Raw genomic sequence first — 19518 nt, 5'->3', positions numbered from 1 at the left:
ACTCCCGATGGCGGGCCATGGTTGTAGCCCCGGGAGACGGCAGCAGGCCCCTGTCCGTTCCCGACGGACAGGGGCCTGCTGCCGGCAGTTCTCAGAAGCCGAAGTCCTGCGTCCACCAGGGGCCGCCCGAGCCGAGGTGCACGCCCACGCCGAGCGTCCTGTAATCGCAGTTGAGAATGTTTGCGCGGTGGCCCTCGCTGGCCATCCAGGCGTCCATCACGGCCTGGGCGTCGGCCTGCCCGCGGGCGATGTTCTCCCCGCCGAGACCCTCCACGCCGGCTGCGGCGGCGCGGTCCCAGGGGGTCGCCCCGTCGGGGTCGGTGTGGCTGAAGAAGTCGCGGGCGGCCATGTCCTCGCTGAAGTCCTGGGCGAGCGCGGTCAGCGAGGCGCTCGTCGTGACCGGGCTGCAGCCGACCTTCGCGCGCTCCTGGTTGACCAGTGCGAGCACAGCCGCCCGGGCGGAGGCGGCGGACGGGCTCGTGGAGGTGCTGGGCTGGGCGCTCGGGCTGGCCGAGGCGGTCTTCGGCGCGGCCGGCGCCTTGGCGGCGGGCGCCGACGACACGCTCTTCCTGGGCTTCGGGGCCGCCGCCTTCGTGCGCTCCGGAGTCTTCGCCGCCTGCTTCGACGCGGTGGCCGAGGGCTTCTCGGACGGTGTCCTCTCCGGCGTCGGGGAGGCGGACGCGGAGGGGGCCGCGGAACGGCCGGCACCCCTGCTCGCCTCGGCCGATGCCGAGGCCGACGTGCGGCCGGTCGGCTCGGCGGACGCGTCGCCCTGGGTCAGCAGGTCGGGAGCGCCGCCCGCGTGGACGCTGTCGGAGGACCGGCCACCGCTGACGTCGTAGCTGCCACCGCCGGGCAGCAGGCCGGAGGCCACGGCCACCGCTCCTACGGCCACTGCCGCGGACACACCGAGAAGCCCGGCGCGCACGGGTATCCCCGCCCGCTTCCTCCGGCGTGCACCGCGCGGCCCGTCCGCCGCGTCCGCCGTGTGCTGCTCAGCGGCGGGGGCCGCGCCTGCGCGTCGATGCCGTCCCATGCGCTGTGCCTTCCTCGTGCTCCGGGCGTCTTGGTCGACGTCACCGTATTCATGATCAAACTCACCCGTTCGGGTGAGGCTATTGCGAGGGGACCCTACGCCATGACGGATTGGGGCGACGTGCTCCGTGAGCAATTGGCCGGTTAGCGTTCGGGCATGAACGAAGATGCACGACTCGTCGTATGGGTACGCGGCCGAGTACAGCAAGTAGGATTCCGCTGGTTCACCAGGGCAAATGCTTTGGAGATCGGGAAACTCACCGGCTTCGCGCTGAATCTCGACGACGGCCGGGTGCAGGTGGTCGCCGAAGGCCCACGTGAGAATTGCCACCGTCTGCTGGACTGGCTCGCCACCGGCGACACACCCGGCCGCGTGGACGGGGTCACTGAGATCTGGGACACGCCGCGCGGCGGTTACGAGGGTTTCGCGATTCGCTGACACCGGCGGGGAATGCCCACCCGGATCCGCTGCGTGCGCACGGCGCGGCACGCGGTGACCGGAAGGTCCTTGAAGGCCTCGCACCCGAAATGACCTGCGGAATGTCAGGTCCCGGCACATGGTTGCCAAGAACGCTCCGGCATGCCAGGCTGCGGCATTGACGAAGATCTACCCACCCCTCGGGGACCCGCAGGAGAGTCGCGCCGCAAGATCGTCAGGCCGCGCACCCCCGGGACACCCGGCTCCCTGGCGTGTGATCGTGTTGACCGTCAAACTTTTTGGTGAGACGCTGAAAACCCCGCGCACCGCAGCTGTTCGGCAGGGCTGGTGACAGCAGAACAGCAGTGAAGAACAGAGCACTGCCGAGCACCGCGGGTGCGATTCCCTCACGACCACGACCCACACCGCATCGGTCGGTCACTCAGTGTGGAGGACCATCCATCATGGCAAAGGCGCTTCTCGGTTACGTCGGCGGATCCGACCCGCGACTCCTCGCCGAGATGCGACGGCTTCAGAAGCGCGTCCAGGACCTGGAATCCGAGCTCGTACGGATCCAGGACGAGAACGACGCGCTCAACGCCGCCGCCCAGCACCAAGAGTCGCTGCTCGACAGCATCGACATCGACGTACCCCAGGCGGAGCCCGCGCTGACCTGACCCCCAGGCCCTGCCGGGGCCGGTCGGGCCGCACGCCAGCTGCTCGGGATCAATCCAACGAATGTCTTTCGTCACGGATCGCCGTCCTGGAACACCGAGGATTGCTCGTGATCCGGTCCGCTCGCGATCCGTAACGCAAGGCCGTGCACGGAGGGCTGTACACGCCGCACCGTGCGAGTTTCACAAGGGACGCTCCGGCGTCCCTTCTTTCTTTCCCCCCGGACCCTCACCGGCGTATCGCTCTTCGCTTACCGTCTGATGTGCCCTGCACCTTCATCAGCGAAACCGAGAGTGAAAGGTAGAGTCCGGCGGCGTGCACCTCAAGGCCCTGACCCTCCGTGGTTTCAAGTCGTTCGCCTCCGCCACGACCCTGCGGTTCGAACCCGGGATCACCTGTGTCGTGGGACCCAACGGGTCCGGTAAATCGAATGTGGTGGACGCGCTCTCCTGGGTCATGGGTGAACAGGGAGCCAAATCGCTGCGCGGCGGCAAGATGGAAGACGTGATCTTCGCCGGGACCACCGGAAGGCCGCCTCTGGGCCGCGCCGAAGTGTCGCTGACCATCGACAATTCCGACGGCGCGCTGCCGATCGACTACGCCGAGGTCACGATCACCCGGATCATGTTCCGCAATGGCGGCAGTGAATACCAGATCAACGGTGACACCTGCCGACTGCTGGACATCCAGGAACTCCTCTCCGATTCCGGTATCGGCCGCGAGATGCACGTCATCGTCGGCCAGGGCAGGCTGGACTCCGTCCTGCACGCCGATCCGACGGGGCGCCGCGCCTTCATCGAGGAGGCGGCGGGCGTGCTCAAGCACCGCAAGCGCAAGGAGAAGGCGCTGCGGAAGCTGGAGGCGATGGGGGCCAACCTCGCCCGCGTGCAGGACCTCACCGACGAACTGCGCCGCCAGCTCAAACCGCTGGGCCGGCAGGCTGCCGTGGCCCGCCGGGCCGCCGTCATCCAGGCCGATCTGCGCGACGCCCGGTTGCGGCTCCTCGCCGACGACCTCGTCTCGCTGCGCGAGGCGCTGCGCAGCGAGATCGCCGACGAGGCCGCGCTCAAGCAGCGCAGAGAAGCGGCGGAGGCCGAACTCCGGGCGGCGCTCGCACGGGAGGCCGGGCTGGAGGACGAGGTCCGGCGACTGGCACCGAGACTCCAGCGGGCCCAGCAGACCTGGTACGAGCTGTCCCAGCTGGCCGAGCGGGTGCGCGGCACGATCTCGCTCGCGGACGCCCGGGTGAAGAGCGCCACCGCCGCGCCCGACGAGGAGCGGCGCGGACGGGACCCCGAGGACATGGAACGCGAGGCCGCCCGCATCCGCGAGCAGGAGGCCGAGCTGGAGGCGGCTCTCGAAGCGGCCGAGCACGCGTTGGAGGACACCACCGCGCACCGGGCCGAACTGGAGCGCGAGCTCGCGGTGGAGGAGCGGAGGCTCAGGGACGCGGCCCGGGCCATCGCCGACCGCCGGGAAGGTCTCGCACGGCTCAACGGGCAGGTCAACGCGGCCCGGAGCCGGGCGGGTTCGGCGCAGGCCGAGATCGACCGGCTGGCCGCGTCCCGCGACGAGGCGCAGGAGCGGGCCGTCGCGGCGCAGGAGGAGTACGAACAGCTCAAGGCCGAGGTCGATGGCCTCGACGCGGGCGACGCGGAACTGGCGGAGCAGCACGAGGCCGCCAAGCGGGAGCTGGCGGAGGCGGAGGCGGCGCTGGGCGCGGCGCGGGAGGCGGTCACCGACGCGGAGCGCAGCCGCGCCGCGCTCTCGGCCCGCCACGAAGCGCTGTCGCTGGGTCTGAGGCGCAAGGACGGAACCGGGGTCCTGCTCGGTGCGGGGGACCGGCTCGCAGGCCTGCTCGGGCCGCTCGCCGAACTGCTCACGGTCGCCCCGGGGCACGAGGTCGCGGTGGCCGCGGCGCTGGGCGCGGCGGCCGACGCGATCGCCGTGACGGACCCCGCCGCGGCGGCGGACGCGATCCGGCTGCTGCGCAAACAGGACGCCGGGCGCGCGGCGCTGGTGCCGGGCGGCACCGGAGCCGGACAGGTGCCGGCCCAGGGCACGGAACAGCGGCCGGAGCCCGCCGCGACCGCGGGCGGCCAGGTGCCGGGTCAGGCGTCCGGTGCCGGACACGCCGTCACGGCCGGAGCCGGACACGGAGCAGGCCTGCCCGGGTCGGAACACGCTGCCACAGCGGCCGGGTCCATGTACGCGGGGGATCCGGCGCCGGCCGCGGCCGGCCTGGCCGTCGGCGACTGCGCCGCGCCCGCCGTCGCGGGCCTGGTGCAGGGTCCGGCCGAACTGCTCACCGCCGTACGCCGGCTGGTGCGCGGCATGGTCGTCGTCGGCACCCTGGAGGACGCCGAGGAGCTGGTCGCCGCGCACCCGGGGCTGACCGCCGTCACGGCCGAGGGCGACGTCCTCGGTACCCACTTCGCGCACGGCGGATCGGCCGGGGCGCCGAGCCTCCTGGAGGTGCAGGCGTCCGTCGACGAGGCCGCGGCCGAGCTGGCCGAGCTCGCCGTGCGCTGCGAGGAGCTCGCCTCGGCCCAGCGCCTGGTGGCCGCACGGCGCGGGGAGTCGGCCGCGCTGGTCGAGGAGCTCGGCGAGCGGCGCCGGGCGGCCGAGCGGGAGAAGTCAGGAGTCGCGCAGCAGCTCGGAAGGCTGGCCGGGCAGGCCCGGGGCGCCGCTGGGGAGGCCGAGCGCACGACCGCGGCGGCCGTCCGGGCCCAGGAGGCGCTGGAACGTGCCACCGAGGAGGCCGAGGAACTGGCGGAACGGCTGCTGGTCGCGGAGGAGACACCCGTGGAGGAGGAACCGGACACCTCCGTACGGGACCGGCTCGCCGCCGACGGCGCCAACGCGCGGCAGACCGAGATGGAGGCCCGCCTGCAAGCCCGTACCCACGAGGAACGCGTCAAGGCACTCGCCGGGCGGGCCGACGCGCTGGACCGGGGGGCCCGCGCCGAGCGTGAGGCCCGCTCCCGCGCCGAGCAGCGCCGTGCCCGGCTGCGCCACGAGGCCGCCGTCGCCACCGCCGTGGCCTCGGGCGCCCGGCAGCTGCTGGCCCATGTGGAGGTCTCCGTCGTACGGGCCGAGGAGGAGCGGTCCAGGGCGGAGGCGGCCAAGGCCGAGCGCGAGCGGGAGCTCACCGCCGAACGCGGCCGGGCCCGCGACCTGAAGGGCGAACTCGACCGGCTCACCGACTCGGTGCACCGGGGTGAGGTGCTCGGGGCCGAGAAGCGGATGCGCATGGAACAGGTGGAGGCCAGGGCCCTGGAGGAGTTCGGCGTCGAGCCGGCCGGCCTGGCCGCCGAGTACGGGCCGGAGCAGCTGGTGCCCCCGTCGCCCGCCGCGGAGGGCGAGGAGCTCCCCGACGATCCGGAGCACCCGCGCAACCAGCCGAAGCCGTTCGTCAGGGCCGAGCAGGAGAAGCGGCTCAAGGCGGCCGAACGGGCGTATCAGCAACTCGGGAAGGTGAATCCGCTCGCTCTCGAGGAGTTCTCGGCGCTGGAGGAACGTCACAAGTTCCTCTCGGAGCAGCTCGAAGACCTGAAGAAGACCAGGGCCGACCTCATGCAGGTGATCAAGGAGGTCGACGAGCGCGTCGAGCAGGTCTTCACCGAGGCGTTCCGGGACACCGCGCGGGAGTTCGAAGGCGTCTTCTCGCGGCTCTTCCCGGGCGGTGAGGGCCGCCTCGTCCTGACCGACCCGGACAACATGCTGACGACCGGTCTCGACGTCGAGGCGAGGCCCCCGGGCAAGAAGGTCAAGCGGCTCTCGCTGCTGTCCGGCGGCGAGCGATCCCTTACGGCCGTTGCCCTTCTGGTCTCGATCTTCAAGGCCAGGCCGAGCCCGTTCTACGTCATGGACGAGGTCGAGGCCGCGCTCGACGACACCAATCTGCAGCGTCTGATCCGGATCATGGAGGAGCTCCAGGAGAGCTCCCAGCTCATCGTGATCACGCACCAGAAGCGCACGATGGAGGTCGCCGACGCGCTCTACGGCGTCTCCATGCAGGGCGACGGCGTATCCAAGGTGATCAGTCAGCGTCTGCGCCGGACTCCGGGGTAGACGGACTGAGGGGCAGTCACATCCCCTTTACCTAATCTTCAACATCTGAACGCACCTTTTGGGTATCCCTGGGTACTTGTGAGCCACCCCTTCACAAGAACCGAGTCTTGACTTCGAAACTTGAACGCATAACCTCGGAAATGTTGTTTTTACCTTCAAGTGGTGGTCGGCTGGAAGTTGTGCGCCACTAGGAGGGCTCACCCCCCACACCTGACGTTGCGGCCAGGTACCAGGAGTTCATGTGACCAGCACAGCGCGCGGACCGGAGTCCGGAGCCCGGGAGGCCCACCCGGACCATCTCGGCCATGTCATCTTCATCACGGCAGCCGCAGCGATGGGCGGCTTCCTCTTCGGCTACGACAGTTCCGTCATCAACGGCGCCGTCGAGGCCATCCGGGACCGCTACGACATCGGGTCGGGGACCCTGGCGCAGGTCATCGCCATCGCCCTGATCGGCTGTGCCATCGGCGCGGCCACGGCGGGACGCATCGCCGACCGCATCGGCCGTATCCGCTGCATGCAGATCGCCTCGGTGCTCTTCACCATCAGCGCCGTCGGGTCCGCCCTGCCGTTCGCCCTCTGGGACCTCGCCATGTGGCGGATCATCGGGGGCTTCGCGATCGGCATGGCCTCGGTCATCGGCCCCGCCTACATCGCCGAGGTCTCACCGCCCGCCTACCGTGGCCGCCTCGGCTCCTTCCAGCAGGCCGCCATCGTCGTCGGCATCGCCATCTCGCAGCTGGTCAACTACGGCATCCTGCAGATCGCCGACGGCGACCAGCGGGGCGAGATCGGCGGCCTCGAGGCCTGGCAGTGGATGCTCGGCGTGATGGTCGTACCGGCCATCCTCTACGGGCTGCTCTCCTTCGCGATTCCCGAGTCGCCGCGCTTCCTGATCTCCGTCGGCAAGAGGGACCGGGCCCGGAAGATCCTGGAAGAGGTCGAGGGCAAGAACGTCGACCTCGACGCACGCGTGAACGAGATCGAGACGGCCATGCGCCGTGAGCACAAGTCCAAGTTCAGCGACCTGCTCGGCAGCCGCTTCGGCTTCCTGCCCATCGTCTGGGTGGGTATCGGCCTGTCGGTCTTCCAGCAGCTCGTCGGCATCAACGTGGCGTTCTACTACTCGGCGACGCTGTGGCAGTCCGTCGGCATCGACCCGACAGACTCCTTCTTCTACTCGTTCACGACGTCGATCATCAACATCATCGGCACCGTGATCGCCATGATCCTCGTGGACCGGGTGGGCCGCAGGCCGCTCGCGCTCGTCGGTTCCGCCGGTATGGCCATCGCCCTCGCCTTCGAGGCCTGGGCCTTCTCCGCGGACCTGGTCGACGGCAAGCTGCCGACCACCGAGGGCGTCGTCGCCCTGGTCGCCGCCCACGTCTTCGTGCTCTTCTTCGCCCTCTCGTGGGGTGTCGTGGTCTGGGTCTTCCTGGGCGAGATGTTCCCGAACAGGATCCGCGCCGCCGCGCTCGGCGTCGCCGCCTCCGCGCAGTGGATCGCCAACTGGGCGATCACCGCGAGCTTCCCGAGCCTGGCCGACTGGAACCTTTCGGGCACCTACATCATCTACACCTGCTTCGCCGTGCTCTCGATCCCCTTCGTGCTCATGTTCGTGAAGGAGACCAAGGGCAAGGCGCTGGAGGAGATGGGCTGATCCCCGCTGCCCCTCTCCTCGACCCGCTGCCCCGGACCGGCCCATGCCGGTCCGGGGCAGCGTTCATCGTGAGGTCGCCGCGCCGGTGCCCGACGTGCCCGGCCGGCCTCGTGTGGCGTCAGAAGCTCTCCGGTTCCGGGGCTGTCCGGCCGGCGGGACGCGGCGCCATCGCGTACACCCCCGCCGCGACGAGGATCGTCACCGCCCAGCCCAGGCCGTGGCGTCCGATCCAGGTGGCGGCGAGCGGACCGGTGAACCACTCCACATCGGTGAGGAGCAGCCCCACCACGAGGGCCGCGCCCCACGCGCCGACGGCCGGTCCGCTGAATCCGGCGGCGTACCAGTAGGCGCTGCGCGGCGAGGTGTCCAGGAGTGCTTCCGGGTCGTAGGTGCGGCCCCTCAGCAGATCCATGCCGAAGACCCCGATCCAGGCGGAGAACGTCACACCGAGGAGGGACAGGAACGACGTGAACGTGCCGATGAAGCTCGTCGCCACCATCGTCAGCAGCCCGCCGAGCAGCAGGCTGATGGCGGCGTTCACGCCCACCGCCCAGGCGCGGGGGACCGTGAATCCGAGCGTCTGCGCGGTGAATCCGGCGGAGTACATGGACATCGCGTTGATGAGCACCATGCCGCCGAGGGCGGTCAGGAGATACGGCACCGAGATCCATCGCGGCAGCAGCTCGCCGATGAAGGCCACCGGGTCCTGCGTCGCGGCGAGGCCGGGGGAGTCCTCGGCCATCACCGCTCCCATCATCACCATCGGCAGGACGGTGACCAGGGCTCCGCCCACCGCCGCGGCGACCATGGCGCGGCCGGACGCGGCAGCCGGAAGGTAACGGGTGAAGTCCGGGGCCGAGGGGACCCAGCTGATTCCCCCGGCGGCCAGCGTCCCGATGCCCGCGATCATCATCGCCGCCGGACCGGCGGGCCGGTCCAGAACGTCCCGCCACGCGGTGGCGCCGGCCAGGTGTACGAGGAGCAGGAGACTCGCGCCGCCGAAGAGGTACACGGAGAGCCGGGAGGACACCCGCAGGGCCCGGATGCCGAGGCCGGAGACGAGGAAGCTCGCGGCGACGAAGGCCGTCAGGGTCACCAGCACCAGGGTGTGCGTGACGTGGATACCGAACAGCAGGCCGAGCACGGCCAGCAGCGCGTAGGAGCCGGTGACCGCGTTGGCGGTCTCCCAGCCCCAGCGGGCCACCCAGAGCAGGGCGCCGGGGAGCAGATTGCCGCGCTGTCCGAAGACCGCCCGGGAGAGTGCCATGCCGGGCGCCCCGCCGCGCTTGCCCGCGATCGACACGAACCCGACCAGTCCGAAGGCGACCACGGGGGCGATGGCCGCCACGGCCAGAACCTGCCACAGATTCAGCCCGTTGAAGACGGTGAGGCCGGCGCCCACGGTCAGCAGGAGGACGGTCATGTTGGCCGTCACCCAGGTGGGAAAGAGGGTACGGACCCGACCGGTGCGCTCGGTCTCGGGGACGGGGTCCAGGCCGCGGTTCTCCACGGGCAGCAGCGTACCTTTACCCCCAAAAGTGGCATACCACTCATGCGGCCCGGACGCCGTCCCGCCGAACCGCGCCCGGACCCCCGCTGTGGCCGATACTGGACTGGTTATGGAAATCGTCATCCTTGCTGTAGTCATCGCCCTGGTCGCGGTCGGCCTGATCAGCGGGCTCGTGGTCAGCAGCCGCAAGAAGAAGCAGCTGCCGCCCTCGGCACCGTCGAGCACGCCGACCATCACTCCTCCCGCCGAGCCCCGTGTCGGCGAGGAAGCCGAGGCGCCGCGCGACGAAGCGCGGCGCACCATCGAGGAGGCCGGTCTTCCCGGCGCCGGGACTCCCGTCGAGGAGACCCCGGTCGTCGTCGAGCCGGAGATTCCCGCGCTCGAAGTCCCCGAGCCCACCGCCGGCCGTCTCGTGCGGCTCCGCGCCCGGCTCGCCCGTTCGCAGAACTCCCTGGGCAAGGGGCTGCTCACGCTCCTGTCCCGCGACAACCTCGACGAGGACACCTGGGAGGAGATCGAGGACACGCTCCTCACCGCCGACGTCGGCGTCGCCCCCACCCAGGAGCTCGTGGAACGGCTCCGTGAGCGGGTCCGTGTCCTCGGCACCCGTACGCCCGAGGAGCTGCGCACGCTGCTGCGTGAGGAGCTCGTCACCCTGCTCGGCCCCGACTTCGACCGTGCGGTGAAGACGGAGGGCGGCGAGGAGACGCCCGGCGTGGTGATGGTCGTCGGGGTCAACGGCACCGGCAAGACGACGACCACGGGCAAGCTCGCCCGCGTACTCGTCGCCGACGGCCGCAGTGTCGTGCTCGGCGCCGCGGACACCTTCCGGGCCGCCGCCGCCGACCAGCTCCAGACCTGGGGCGAGCGCGTCGGCGCCCGTACGGTGCGCGGGCCCGAGGGCGGCGACCCCGCGTCGATCGCCTTCGACGCGGTGAAGGAAGGCATCGCCGAGGGCGCCGACGTGGTGCTCATCGACACCGCCGGCCGGCTGCACACCAAGACCGGCCTGATGGATGAGCTCGGCAAGGTCAAGCGGGTCGTCGAGAAGCACGGCCCGCTCGACGAGATCCTGCTCGTCCTCGACGCCACGACCGGTCAGAACGGGCTGGTCCAGGCGCGGGTGTTCGCGGAGGTGGTCGACATCACCGGCATCGTGCTCACCAAGCTGGACGGCACCGCCAAGGGCGGCATCGTCATCGCCGTCCAGCGCGAGCTGGGCGTGCCCGTGAAGCTCATCGGTCTCGGTGAGGGGCCGGACGACCTGGCCCCGTTCGAGCCGGGCGCCTTCGTCGACGCGCTGATCGGCGACTGACGGGCGTACGGCCGAGGAACGCCGGAGGGCGGTGGACCCGTGAGGGGTTCACCGCCCTCCGGCGTTCACCCGCGGTGGCATATGTAGGCGAGGGTGCCCAGCAGCAGCCTGGCCTGCGGGGGAGCAGCGGCGGTCCCGGGGGCCGGCGGACGAAGCCAGCGGACGGGGCCCAGCCCGCCGAGGTCCGAGGGAGGGGCGGTGATGTACGCGCCCCGGCCCAGCGCCCGCAGGTCCAGGTCCGCGTCGTCCCAGCCCATCCGGTAGAGCAGCCCGGGCAGACCCGCGGCGGCCCCGGGGGCGACGAAGAACTGCGTACGGCCCGTCGGGGTCACCGCCACGGGCCCCAGCGGCAGCCCCATGCGCTCCATCCGCACCAGCGCGCGCCGGCCCGCGGCCTCGGGCACGTCCAGCACGTCGAACGTCCGGCCCACCGGCAGCAGCATCGAGGCGCCCGGGACCTCGGCCCAGGTGTCGGCGGCCGTGCCGTGCGTGGCGCCCGGAGGCACCTCCCGGGCGAAGTCCAGCGGATGCGCGCCCGGGGCGGCACACGCGGGGTCACCGCACGAGCAGGCACCGGCCGCCGCACGCGCGCCCGGTGCCACCGCCCAGCCCCAGAGTCCTGTGTACTCGGCCACCGCACTCGCCCCGGCCGCACGGCCGCGGCGCCGCGTGCCGGACCGCATCTCGCGGATGCCGCCGATCGTGAAGCCCATGCCCCCTCCAACGGGTCCGACTCACCGGTGGTTACGACCTGGAGTCCGGGACGTCCTCCGTCGCCGCCGGCGATCACCGGCGCACGGGGTGGTGTCATCAGGGTGCGCGATGCGACTCCCGCGCCCCTGAATGCTTCACTCCGCCCGATAGGTGATCGCGGCCTGTCAAGTGAATCGCGGACTGTGTCGAACGGGTTCATCCGAAGGGGTGGCGAATGGTGGCGTTTCCGCAACACCCCTCGCGGAGACGGTGATCGTAGGATTACCGTCGGTACTCGAACCTGCAATTGCATGTGCGCGTGGGTATGCCCCGGGCAACCCGATGATCCGTTCGACGGTGCGCAAGGCTCGTACAGGCAGCACGGAGGCACGGCATTCTGATAGAGGTTCGCGCGACAGATTTCAGCGGGATGGGGGCGTTCCAGTGAGTGGCAGCGGCGCAGGCGAGACGAATGCCGGAAAGCGCCCCAACGGGCAATTGGGATCGTGGTTCGTGCGCAGCGGCTGGTCCAAGGGCGAGCTCGCGCGCCAGGTGAACCGGCGTGCCCGCCAGCTCGGCGCCCACCACATCAGCACCGACACCTCCCGGGTGCGTCGCTGGCTGGACGGCGAGCAGCCGCGCGAACCGATCCCGCGCATCCTGTCCGAGCTCTTCTCCGAGCGGTTCGGCAGCGTCGTCGCCGTCGAGGACCTCGGACTGCGCACCGCCCACCAGGCACCCTCCGTCGCCGGCGTCGACCTCCCGTGGGCCGGGCCCCAGACCGTCGCGCTGCTCAGTGAGTTCTCCCGCAGCGATCTCATGCTCGCCCGGCGCGGATTCCTCGGCAGCTCCCTCGCGCTGGCCGCGGGTCCCACCCTCATCGAGCCCATGCAGCGCTGGCTGGTGCCCGTCGCGCCCGGCCGCACGGAGCCGGAGCGCCCGGCCTCCGAGAGCCGCCCCTCCAAGCTCTCCGGACCCGAGCTCGACCTCCTGGAATCCACCACGGCGATGTTCCGCCAGTGGGACGCCCAGTGCGGTGGCGGGCTGCGCCGCAAGGCCGTCGTCGGGCAGCTGCACGAGGTCACGGACCTCCTCCAGGAGCCGCAGCCGGAGGCCACCGCCAGGCGGTTGTTCCGCTGCGCGGCCGAACTCGCCGAGCTCGCGGGCTGGATGAGCTACGACGTGGGCCTCCAGCCCACCGCCCAGAAGTACTTCGTGCTCGCGCTGCACGCCTCCAAGGAAGCGGGCGACAAGCCCCTCGGGTCGTACATCCTCTCCAGCATGAGCCGCCAGATGATCCACCTCGGCCGGCCCGACGACGCACTCGAACTCATCCATCTCGCCCAGTACGGCAGCCGTGACTGCGCCACCGCACGGACCCAGGCCATGCTGTATGCGATGGAGGCGCGCGCCTATGCCAACATGGGGCAGCCGAGCAAGTGCAAGCGAGCCGTCCGGATGGCCGAGGACACCTTTGCCGACGCCGCCCTCGACGACGAGCCCGAGCCCGACTGGATCCGCTTCTTCTCCGACGCCGAACTGCACGGCGAGAACGCCCACTCCTACCGTGACCTCGCCTATGTCGCCGGCCGCAGCCCCACCTACGCCTCGCTGGCCGAGCCCGTCATGGCCCGCGCCGTCGAGCTCTTCGGCGAGGACGACGAGCACCAGAGGTCCTACGCCCTCAACCTGATCGGCATGGCCACCGTGCACCTCCTCCAGCGCGAGCCCGAGGAGTCGACCGTGCTGGCCACGCAGGCACTGAAGGTCGCCAGGAGGGTGAGGTCGGAGCGCGTCAACACCAGGCTCCGCAAGACCGTCGACACCGCCGCCAGGGACTTCGGTGACATCCCCGAGGTCGCCAGGCTCACCGAGCTGCTCTCCGAGCAGCTCCCGGAGACCGCCGAAGCGGTCTGACCGGCATCCCTGCCACCGGCCACGACAGCCACCCGTACCACCAGACCGGCTCCCCCATGTGCCAGGTCAGCGGGTCGTCGTCGTGGCCGGTTCACGTCCCCGGGCGTTTCAACCCCGCCGTATGCGGCGCGGGCAGCATGGTAGGCAGCACAACGGCGCCGACACTCGTGGTTCATCGGTACGTAACACGTCGCGCTCCTTCGTCACTGCGGTGAAACATCGTGCGGCATTCGTGGAAACCGCGCTGCGCGAATCTCATGGCGCATAACCGGCCCGCACCTTTTCACCGTGGTCCCGCACCCCCGCACGTGGCCGCACCGACGACGAGGAGACGCCGATGCCCCCAGGCATCACGACGCTTGCCGCAGACACTCCGCAGCTGTCTGCCGCCAACACAGGGTTCATGCTCATCTGCTCCGCGCTGGTGATGCTCATGACCCCGGGTCTGGCCTTCTTCTACGGAGGCATGGTCCGCGTCAAGAGCACCCTGAACATGCTGATGATGAGCTTCATCAGCCTCGGGATCGTCACGATCCTGTGGGTGCTCTACGGATTCAGCCTCGCCTTCGGCTCCGACATCGGCTCGGTCATCGGCTGGAGCTCGGACTTCGTCGGCCTCAGCGGTATCGGCGTCACCGAACTCTGGGACGGCTACACCATTCCGGTGTATGTGTTCGCCGTCTTCCAGCTGATGTTCGCGATCCTCACTCCCGCCCTGATCAGCGGTGCCCTCGCCGACCGGGTCAAGTTCACCTCCTGGGCCCTGTTCATCGCCCTGTGGGTGACCGTCGTCTACTTCCCGGTCGCGCACTGGGTCTGGGGTGCCGGCGGCTGGCTCTTCGAGCTGGGTGTCATCGACTTCGCCGGTGGTACCGCGGTCCACATCAACGCCGGTGCCGCCGCCCTCGGCGTGATCCTCGTCATCGGCAAGCGGGTCGGCTTCAAGAAGGACCCGATGCGGCCGCACAGCCTGCCGCTCGTCATGCTCGGTGCCGCGCTCCTGTGGTTCGGCTGGTTCGGATTCAACGCGGGCTCGTGGCTCGGCAACGACGACGGCGTGGGCGCGGTCATGTTCGTCAACACGCAGGTCGCCACCGGTGCGGCAGTCCTCGGCTGGCTCGCCTACGAGAAGATCCGCCACGGCTCCTTCACCACTCTGGGTGCCGCCTCCGGCGCCGTCGCCGGCCTCGTCGCCATCACCCCCGCGGGTGGAGCGATCAGCCCGCTGGGCGCGATCGCGGTCGGTGTCATCGCCGGTGTGGTCTGCGCCATGGCGGTCGGCCTCAAGTACAAGTTCGGCTACGACGACTCCCTCGACGTCGTCGGCGTCCACCTCGTCGGCGGTATCCTCGGCTCCCTCCTCGTCGGCTTCTTCGCCACCGGCGGAGTGCAGTCCGACGCCAAGGGCCTCTTCTACGGCGGCGGACTCGACCAGCTCGGCAAGCAGGCCGTCGGTGTCTTCGCGGTCCTCGCGTACTCCCTGGTCGTCTCCGCGGTCCTCGCCTTCGTCCTCGACAGGACGATCGGGATGCGGGTGAGCGAGGACGACGAGGTCTCCGGCATCGACCAGGTCGAGCACGCCGAGACCGCGTACGACTTCAGCGGCGCCGGCGGCGGCTCCGCCACCCGCACCACACCTCCGGCGCCCGGCACCACGGCAGCCCCGACGAACAAGAAGGTGGACGCATGAAGCTCATCACCGCAGTCGTGAAGCCGCACAGGCTGGACGAGATCAAGGAGGCCCTCCAGGCCTTCGGCGTCCAGGGCCTCACGGTCACGGAAGCGAGCGGCTACGGGCGTCAGCGCGGGCACACCGAGGTCTACCGTGGTGCCGAGTACACCGTGGACCTCGTACCGAAGATCCGCATCGAGGTGCTCGTCGAGGACGCGGACGCCGAGCAGCTCATCGACGTGGTGGTCAAGGCGGCCCGCACCGGCAAGATCGGCGACGGCAAGGTCTGGAGCGTCCCGGTCGACACCGCGATCCGCGTACGGACCGGTGAGCGCGGCCCGGACGCACTCTGACCGACGGTTCCTGTGAACGGAAAGGCAGCTGGGTGACGAGCACCGAAGTGACGACCGAAGCAGAGGACTCCGGACCCAGCGGCTATGCGGCGGCCCGGCTGCGCCTCCTCCAGGAGGAGGCGCGGTCCGGGCCGCCGCGCCGTGCCGCCCTGGCGCGGCTCACCGACGACTGGCTCACCGCGCTGTTCGACGCGGCGGCCGAGGAGGCGGGCGTGCGCGGAGCCGCCCTCGTCGCCGTCGGCGGGTACGGCCGCGGCGAGCTCTCCCCGCGCAGCGACCTCGACCTGCTCCTCCTGCACGACGGCAGCGCCGATTCCGCGGCCGTCGCCACCCTCGCGGACCGGATCTGGTACCCCGTCTGGGACCTCGGCCTCGCCCTCGACCACTCCGTACGCACTCCCGCCGAAGCGCGCGGGACCGCCGGCGAGGATCTCAAGGTCCAGCTCGGACTGCTCGACGCCCGCCCCGTCGCGGGCGACCTCGGCCTCGTCGCCGGACTGCGCACGGCCGTACTCGCCGACTGGCGCAACCAGGCACCCAAGCGGCTGCCCGCCCTGGACGAACTCTGCCGTGAGCGTGCGGAACGCATGGGCGAGCTCCAGTTCCTCCTGGAACCCGACCTCAAGGAGGCACGAGGCGGCCTCCGCGACGCCACCGCCCTGCGCGCCGTGGCCGCCTCCTGGGTGGCCGACGCACCTCGCGAAGGGCTCGCCGAAGCCCGCCGTGTCCTCCTCGACGCCCGTGACGCCCTCCACCTGACCACCGGCAGGGCCACCGACCGGCTCGCACTGCAGGAACAGGACCAGGTCGCCCAGGCCCTCGGCCTCCTCGACTCCGACGCCCTGCTGCGCCAGGTGTACGAGGCCGCGCGCACCGTCTCGTACGCCACCGACGTCACCTGGCGCGAGGTCAACCGCGTCCTGCGCGCCCGCTCCGCACGGCCACGGCTGCGGTCGATCCTCGGCGGCGGCGCCCGAACCGCCCCGGACCGCACCCCCCTGGCCGAGGGCGTCGTCGAGGCGGACGGCGAGGTCGTCCTCGCGCGCACCGCCCGCCCCGAACGCGACCCGGTGCTCACCCTCCGGGCCGCCGCCGCGGCGGCCGAGGCCGGGCTGCCGCTCTCCCGTCATCTCGTACGGCACCTCAGGACCGCGGTCCAGCCGCTCCCCGTCCCGTGGCCCTCCCAGGCCCGCGAGGAGCTCGTCACCCTGCTCGGCGCCGGCGAATCCACCGTCGGCGTGTGGGAGGCCCTCGAAGCGGAGGGCATCATCACCCGCCTGCTGCCCGACTGGGAGCGGGTCCACTGCCGTCCGCAGCGCAACCCCGTCCACACCTGGACCGTCGACCGCCACCTCGTCGAGACGGCCGTCCGCGCCTCCTCGCTCACCCGCCGGGTGGGACGCCCGGACCTCCTCCTGATCGCCGCCCTGCTCCACGACATCGGCAAGGGCTGGCCCGGGGACCACTCGGTCGCCGGTGAGGTCATCGCCCGCGACATGGCCGCCCGGATCGGCTTCGACAAGCAGGACGTGGCCGTCGTCGCCACGCTCGTGCGCCACCACCTGCTGCTCGTCGAGACGGCCACCCGGCGCGACCTCGACGACCCCGCGACCGTGCGCTCCGTCGCCAACGCCGTGGGCAGCGCGTCCACCCTGGAACTGCTGCACGCCCTCACCGAGGCCGACGCCCTGGCCACCGGACCCGCCGCCTGGAGCTCCTGGCGGGCCTCACTGGTGACGGACCTGGTCAAGCGCGTCGCGGCACTGCTGGCCGGGGAGGAGCCCCCCGAGCCGGAACCGCTCGCGCCCAGCGCCGAGCAGGAACGCCTCGCCGTCGAGGCACTGCGCACCGGCGAGCCCGTCCTCGCCCTGCACACCCGGCCCGAACCGGCCGCCGAGGACGGCGAGCCGGAGCCCGTCGGCGTCGAACTGCTCATCGCGCTGCCCGACCGCCCCGGGGTGCTGCCCGCGGCGGCCGGCGTCCTGGCCCTGCACCGCCTCACCGTCCGCGCCGCCGACCTGCGCGCCGTCGAGCTCCCGACCGAGCTGGGCGAGACGGCCGGTCTGCTGGTGCTGAGCTGGCGGGTCGCCGCCGAGTACGGCTCGCTCCCGCAGGCCGTCAGGCTCCGCGCCGACCTCGTACGCGCCCTGGACGGGGCTCTGGACATCCGGGCCCGCCTCGCCGAACGCGAGGCCGCCTATCCGCGGCGGCGCGGAGTGAAGGCGCCCCCGCCCCGGGTGACCGTCGCGCCGGCCGGCTCCCGCCTGGCCACGGTGATCGAGGTCCGCGCCCAGGACGCCCCCGGACTGCTGCACCGGATCGGCCGGGCACTGGAACAGAGCGAGGTCCGGGTGCGCAGCGCCCACGTCTCCACGCTCGGAGCGAACGCCGTGGACGCCTTCTACGTCACGGACAAGGACGGCGAACCGCTGGCGCCGCAACGCGCCGCGGAGGTGGCCGGGGAGGTGGAGAAGGAGCTCGGCTGAAGCCCGGCCCCGGCCCCGTTCGTCACGAGAAACGGGCGAGGGCTTTGCGTTCCCCGGGGTCCGGATACCCTGGAGGGCGACTGACCTGCCCCGCCCCCGACCCTGAGGACCGACGAGCGCCGTGTTCGATACTCTCTCCGACCGCCTTAGCGCGACTTTCAAAAACCTCAGGGGCAAGGGCCGCTTGTCCGAGGCGGACATCGACGCCACGGCTCGCGAGATCCGTATCGCCCTGCTCGAGGCGGATGTCGCCCTCCCCGTCGTCCGCGCGTTCATCGCCAACGTCAAGGAGCGGGCGCGTGGCGTCGAGGTCTCCCAGGCGCTGAACCCCGCCCAGCAGGTCGTCAAGATTGTCAACGAGGAACTCGTCGGCATCCTCGGCGGCGAGACCAGGCGGCTGCGGTTCGCCAAGAACCCGCCCACCGTGATCATGCTCGCGGGTCTCCAGGGTGCCGGTAAGACCACCCTGGCGGGAAAGCTCGGCCTCTGGCTCAAGGCCCAGGGCCACTCCCCGCTGCTCGTCGCCTGTGACCTCCAGCGCCCCAACGCCGTCAACCAGCTGAGCGTCGTCGCCGACCGCGCCGGTGTGGCGGTGTACGCACCGGAGCCGGGCAACGGCGTGGGCGACCCGGTCCAGGTGGCCAAGGACTCCATCGAGTTCGCCAAGTCCAAGGTCCACGACATCGTCATCGTCGACACCGCCGGCCGCCTCGGCATCGACGAGGAGCTGATGCGCCAGGCCGCGGACATCCGCGACGCGGTCAGCCCTGACGAGATCCTCTTCGTCGTCGACGCCATGATCGGCCAGGACGCGGTCAACACCGCCGAGGCCTTCCGCGACGGTGTCGGCTTCGACGGCGTGGTGCTCTCCAAGCTCGACGGTGACGCCCGCGGTGGTGCGGCCCTGTCGATCGCCCATGTCACGGGCAAGCAGATCATGTTCGCGTCGAACGGCGAGAAGCTCGAGGACTTCGACGCCTTCCACCCGGACCGCATGGCCTCCCGCATCCTCGACATGGGTGACCTCCTCACCCTGATCGAGCAGGCGGAGAAGACGTTCAGCCAGGAAGAGGCCGCCAAGATGGCCTCCAAGCTGGCGTCGAGCAAGGGCAAGGACTTCACGCTCGACGACTTCCTGGCGCAGATGGAGCAGGTCAGGAAGATGGGTTCCATCTCCAAGCTGCTCGGGATGCTGCCCGGCATGGGGCAGATCAAGGACCAGATCAACAACATCGACGAGCGCGACGTCGACCGTACGGCCGCGATCATCAAGTCGATGACCCCGAAGGAGCGCGCCGAGCCGACGATCATCAACGGCTCGCGCCGGGCCCGTATCGCCAAGGGTTCCGGCGTCGAGGTCTCCGCCGTGAAGAACCTGGTGGAGCGGTTCTTCGAGGCCCGCAAGATGATGTCGAAGATGGCCCAGGGCGGCGGCATGCCCGGGATGCCGGGCATGCCGGGGATGGGCGGCGGCGCCGGCCGTCAGAAGAAGCAGGTCAAGCAGGCCAAGGGCAAGCGCAAGAGCGGGAACCCGATGAAGCGGAAGGCCGAGGAGCAGGCCGCCGCGGCACGGCGCGAGCAGGCCGCGCAGGGCGGCGCGTTCGGTCTGCCCGCCCAGGAGGACAAGAACTTCGAACTCCCGGACGAGTTCAAGAAGTTCATGGGCTGACCGGCCCAGGACCCGGAGGAAGGGGCGCCCCGCCCGGCGGG

At 71.0% G+C, this 19518-nt stretch carries 13 protein-coding genes; 10 read left to right on the top strand and 3 right to left on the bottom strand.

Annotated elements, in window-relative coordinates:
• Nucleotides 1-91 precede the first annotated feature (91 nt).
• Nucleotides 92-1036 (bottom strand): CAP domain-containing protein, encoded by a 945-nt coding sequence (locus tag ABZY45_RS33280; protein ID WP_356745993.1) that lies wholly within the window; start codon nt 1034-1036, stop codon nt 92-94.
• Between the two features lie 156 nt (nt 1037-1192).
• On the opposite strand from ABZY45_RS33280, the gene ABZY45_RS33275 reads away from it, so the two are divergent.
• From ABZY45_RS33275 to ABZY45_RS33260, 4 genes are all read left to right on the top strand, one after another.
• Complete coding sequence (locus tag ABZY45_RS33275; protein WP_356745992.1) at nt 1193-1474, top strand: acylphosphatase; 282 nt, start codon at nt 1193-1195, stop codon at nt 1472-1474.
• Nucleotides 1475-1917: 443 nt separating this feature from the next.
• A complete protein-coding gene (locus tag ABZY45_RS33270) occupies nt 1918-2130 on the top strand; it encodes a hypothetical protein (protein WP_033304037.1) in 213 nt (70 codons plus the stop codon).
• Nucleotides 2131-2443: 313 nt separating this feature from the next.
• Nucleotides 2444-6202 (top strand): AAA family ATPase, encoded by a 3759-nt coding sequence (locus tag ABZY45_RS33265; protein WP_356745991.1) that lies wholly within the window; start codon nt 2444-2446, stop codon nt 6200-6202.
• Nucleotides 6203-6443: 241 nt separating this feature from the next.
• Nucleotides 6444-7862, top strand: coding sequence for a sugar porter family MFS transporter (locus ABZY45_RS33260; RefSeq protein WP_356745990.1), 1419 nt, complete (start codon nt 6444-6446; stop codon nt 7860-7862).
• Nucleotides 7863-7980: 118 nt separating this feature from the next.
• Here the strand turns inward: ABZY45_RS33260 and ABZY45_RS33255 are convergent, their stop codons facing one another.
• Nucleotides 7981-9372 carry a cytosine permease gene (locus ABZY45_RS33255; protein ID WP_356745989.1) on the bottom strand — a complete coding sequence of 464 codons (1392 nt, stop codon included), beginning with the start codon at nt 9370-9372 and terminating at the stop codon, nt 7981-7983.
• A gap of 109 nt (nt 9373-9481) precedes the next feature.
• Here ABZY45_RS33255 and ftsY point away from each other — a divergent pair, with 109 nt between their 5' ends.
• Nucleotides 9482-10687 carry a signal recognition particle-docking protein FtsY gene (gene ftsY, locus ABZY45_RS33250; RefSeq protein WP_356745988.1) on the top strand — a complete coding sequence of 402 codons (1206 nt, stop codon included), beginning with the start codon at nt 9482-9484 and terminating at the stop codon, nt 10685-10687.
• Nucleotides 10688-10752: 65 nt separating this feature from the next.
• On the opposite strand, the gene ABZY45_RS33245 is transcribed toward ftsY, so the two are convergent.
• Nucleotides 10753-11400 (bottom strand): bifunctional DNA primase/polymerase, encoded by a 648-nt coding sequence (locus ABZY45_RS33245; protein ID WP_356745987.1) that lies wholly within the window; start codon nt 11398-11400, stop codon nt 10753-10755.
• Between the two features lie 424 nt (nt 11401-11824).
• Here ABZY45_RS33245 and ABZY45_RS33240 point away from each other — a divergent pair, with 424 nt between their 5' ends.
• The 5 genes from ABZY45_RS33240 (at nt 11825) to ffh (ending at nt 19477) form a co-directional block, all read left to right on the top strand.
• The gene (locus ABZY45_RS33240; protein WP_356745986.1) at nt 11825-13297 is read left to right on the top strand and encodes a hypothetical protein; all 1473 of its coding nucleotides are present in this window, start codon (nt 11825-11827) and stop codon (nt 13295-13297) included.
• Between the two features lie 337 nt (nt 13298-13634).
• Complete coding sequence (locus ABZY45_RS33235) at nt 13635-14987, top strand: ammonium transporter (protein WP_356745985.1); 1353 nt, start codon at nt 13635-13637, stop codon at nt 14985-14987.
• Complete coding sequence (locus ABZY45_RS33230; protein ID WP_356745984.1) at nt 14984-15322, top strand: P-II family nitrogen regulator; 339 nt, start codon at nt 14984-14986, stop codon at nt 15320-15322. The genes ABZY45_RS33235 and ABZY45_RS33230 overlap by 4 nt, the downstream gene beginning before the upstream one ends.
• 32 nt (nt 15323-15354) lie before the next feature.
• Nucleotides 15355-17808, top strand: a complete 2454-nt coding sequence (locus ABZY45_RS33225; protein ID WP_356745983.1) for a [protein-PII] uridylyltransferase — start codon at nt 15355-15357, stop codon at nt 17806-17808.
• A gap of 121 nt (nt 17809-17929) precedes the next feature.
• Nucleotides 17930-19477, top strand: a complete 1548-nt coding sequence (gene ffh / locus ABZY45_RS33220; protein ID WP_356745982.1) for a signal recognition particle protein — start codon at nt 17930-17932, stop codon at nt 19475-19477.
• Nucleotides 19478-19518 lie beyond the last annotated feature (41 nt).

This window comes from Streptomyces sp. NPDC006516, from assembly GCF_040611875.1.
Taxonomy (GTDB): Bacteria; Actinomycetota; Actinomycetes; order Streptomycetales; family Streptomycetaceae; genus Streptomyces.
The sequence above is the reverse complement of the archived record's forward strand: the minus strand, read 5'-3'. Positions and strand labels throughout refer to the sequence as shown.

What these genes read in the sequence shown, in the direction of transcription:
- ABZY45_RS33280 (WP_356745993.1), bottom strand. Translation starts at nt 1,036, where the DNA reads ATGGGACGGCATCGACGCGCAGGCGCGGCCCCCGCCGCTGAGCAGCAC.
- ABZY45_RS33275 (WP_356745992.1), top strand. Translation starts at nt 1,193, where the DNA reads ATGAACGAAGATGCACGACTCGTCGTATGGGTACGCGGCCGAGTACAG.
- ABZY45_RS33270 (WP_033304037.1), top strand. Translation starts at nt 1,918, where the DNA reads ATGGCAAAGGCGCTTCTCGGTTACGTCGGCGGATCCGACCCGCGACTC.
- ftsY (WP_356745988.1), top strand. Translation starts at nt 9,482, where the DNA reads ATGGAAATCGTCATCCTTGCTGTAGTCATCGCCCTGGTCGCGGTCGGC.
- ABZY45_RS33245 (WP_356745987.1), bottom strand. Translation starts at nt 11,400, where the DNA reads ATGGGCTTCACGATCGGCGGCATCCGCGAGATGCGGTCCGGCACGCGG.
- ABZY45_RS33235 (WP_356745985.1), top strand. Translation starts at nt 13,635, where the DNA reads ATGCCCCCAGGCATCACGACGCTTGCCGCAGACACTCCGCAGCTGTCT.
- ABZY45_RS33230 (WP_356745984.1), top strand. Translation starts at nt 14,984, where the DNA reads ATGAAGCTCATCACCGCAGTCGTGAAGCCGCACAGGCTGGACGAGATC.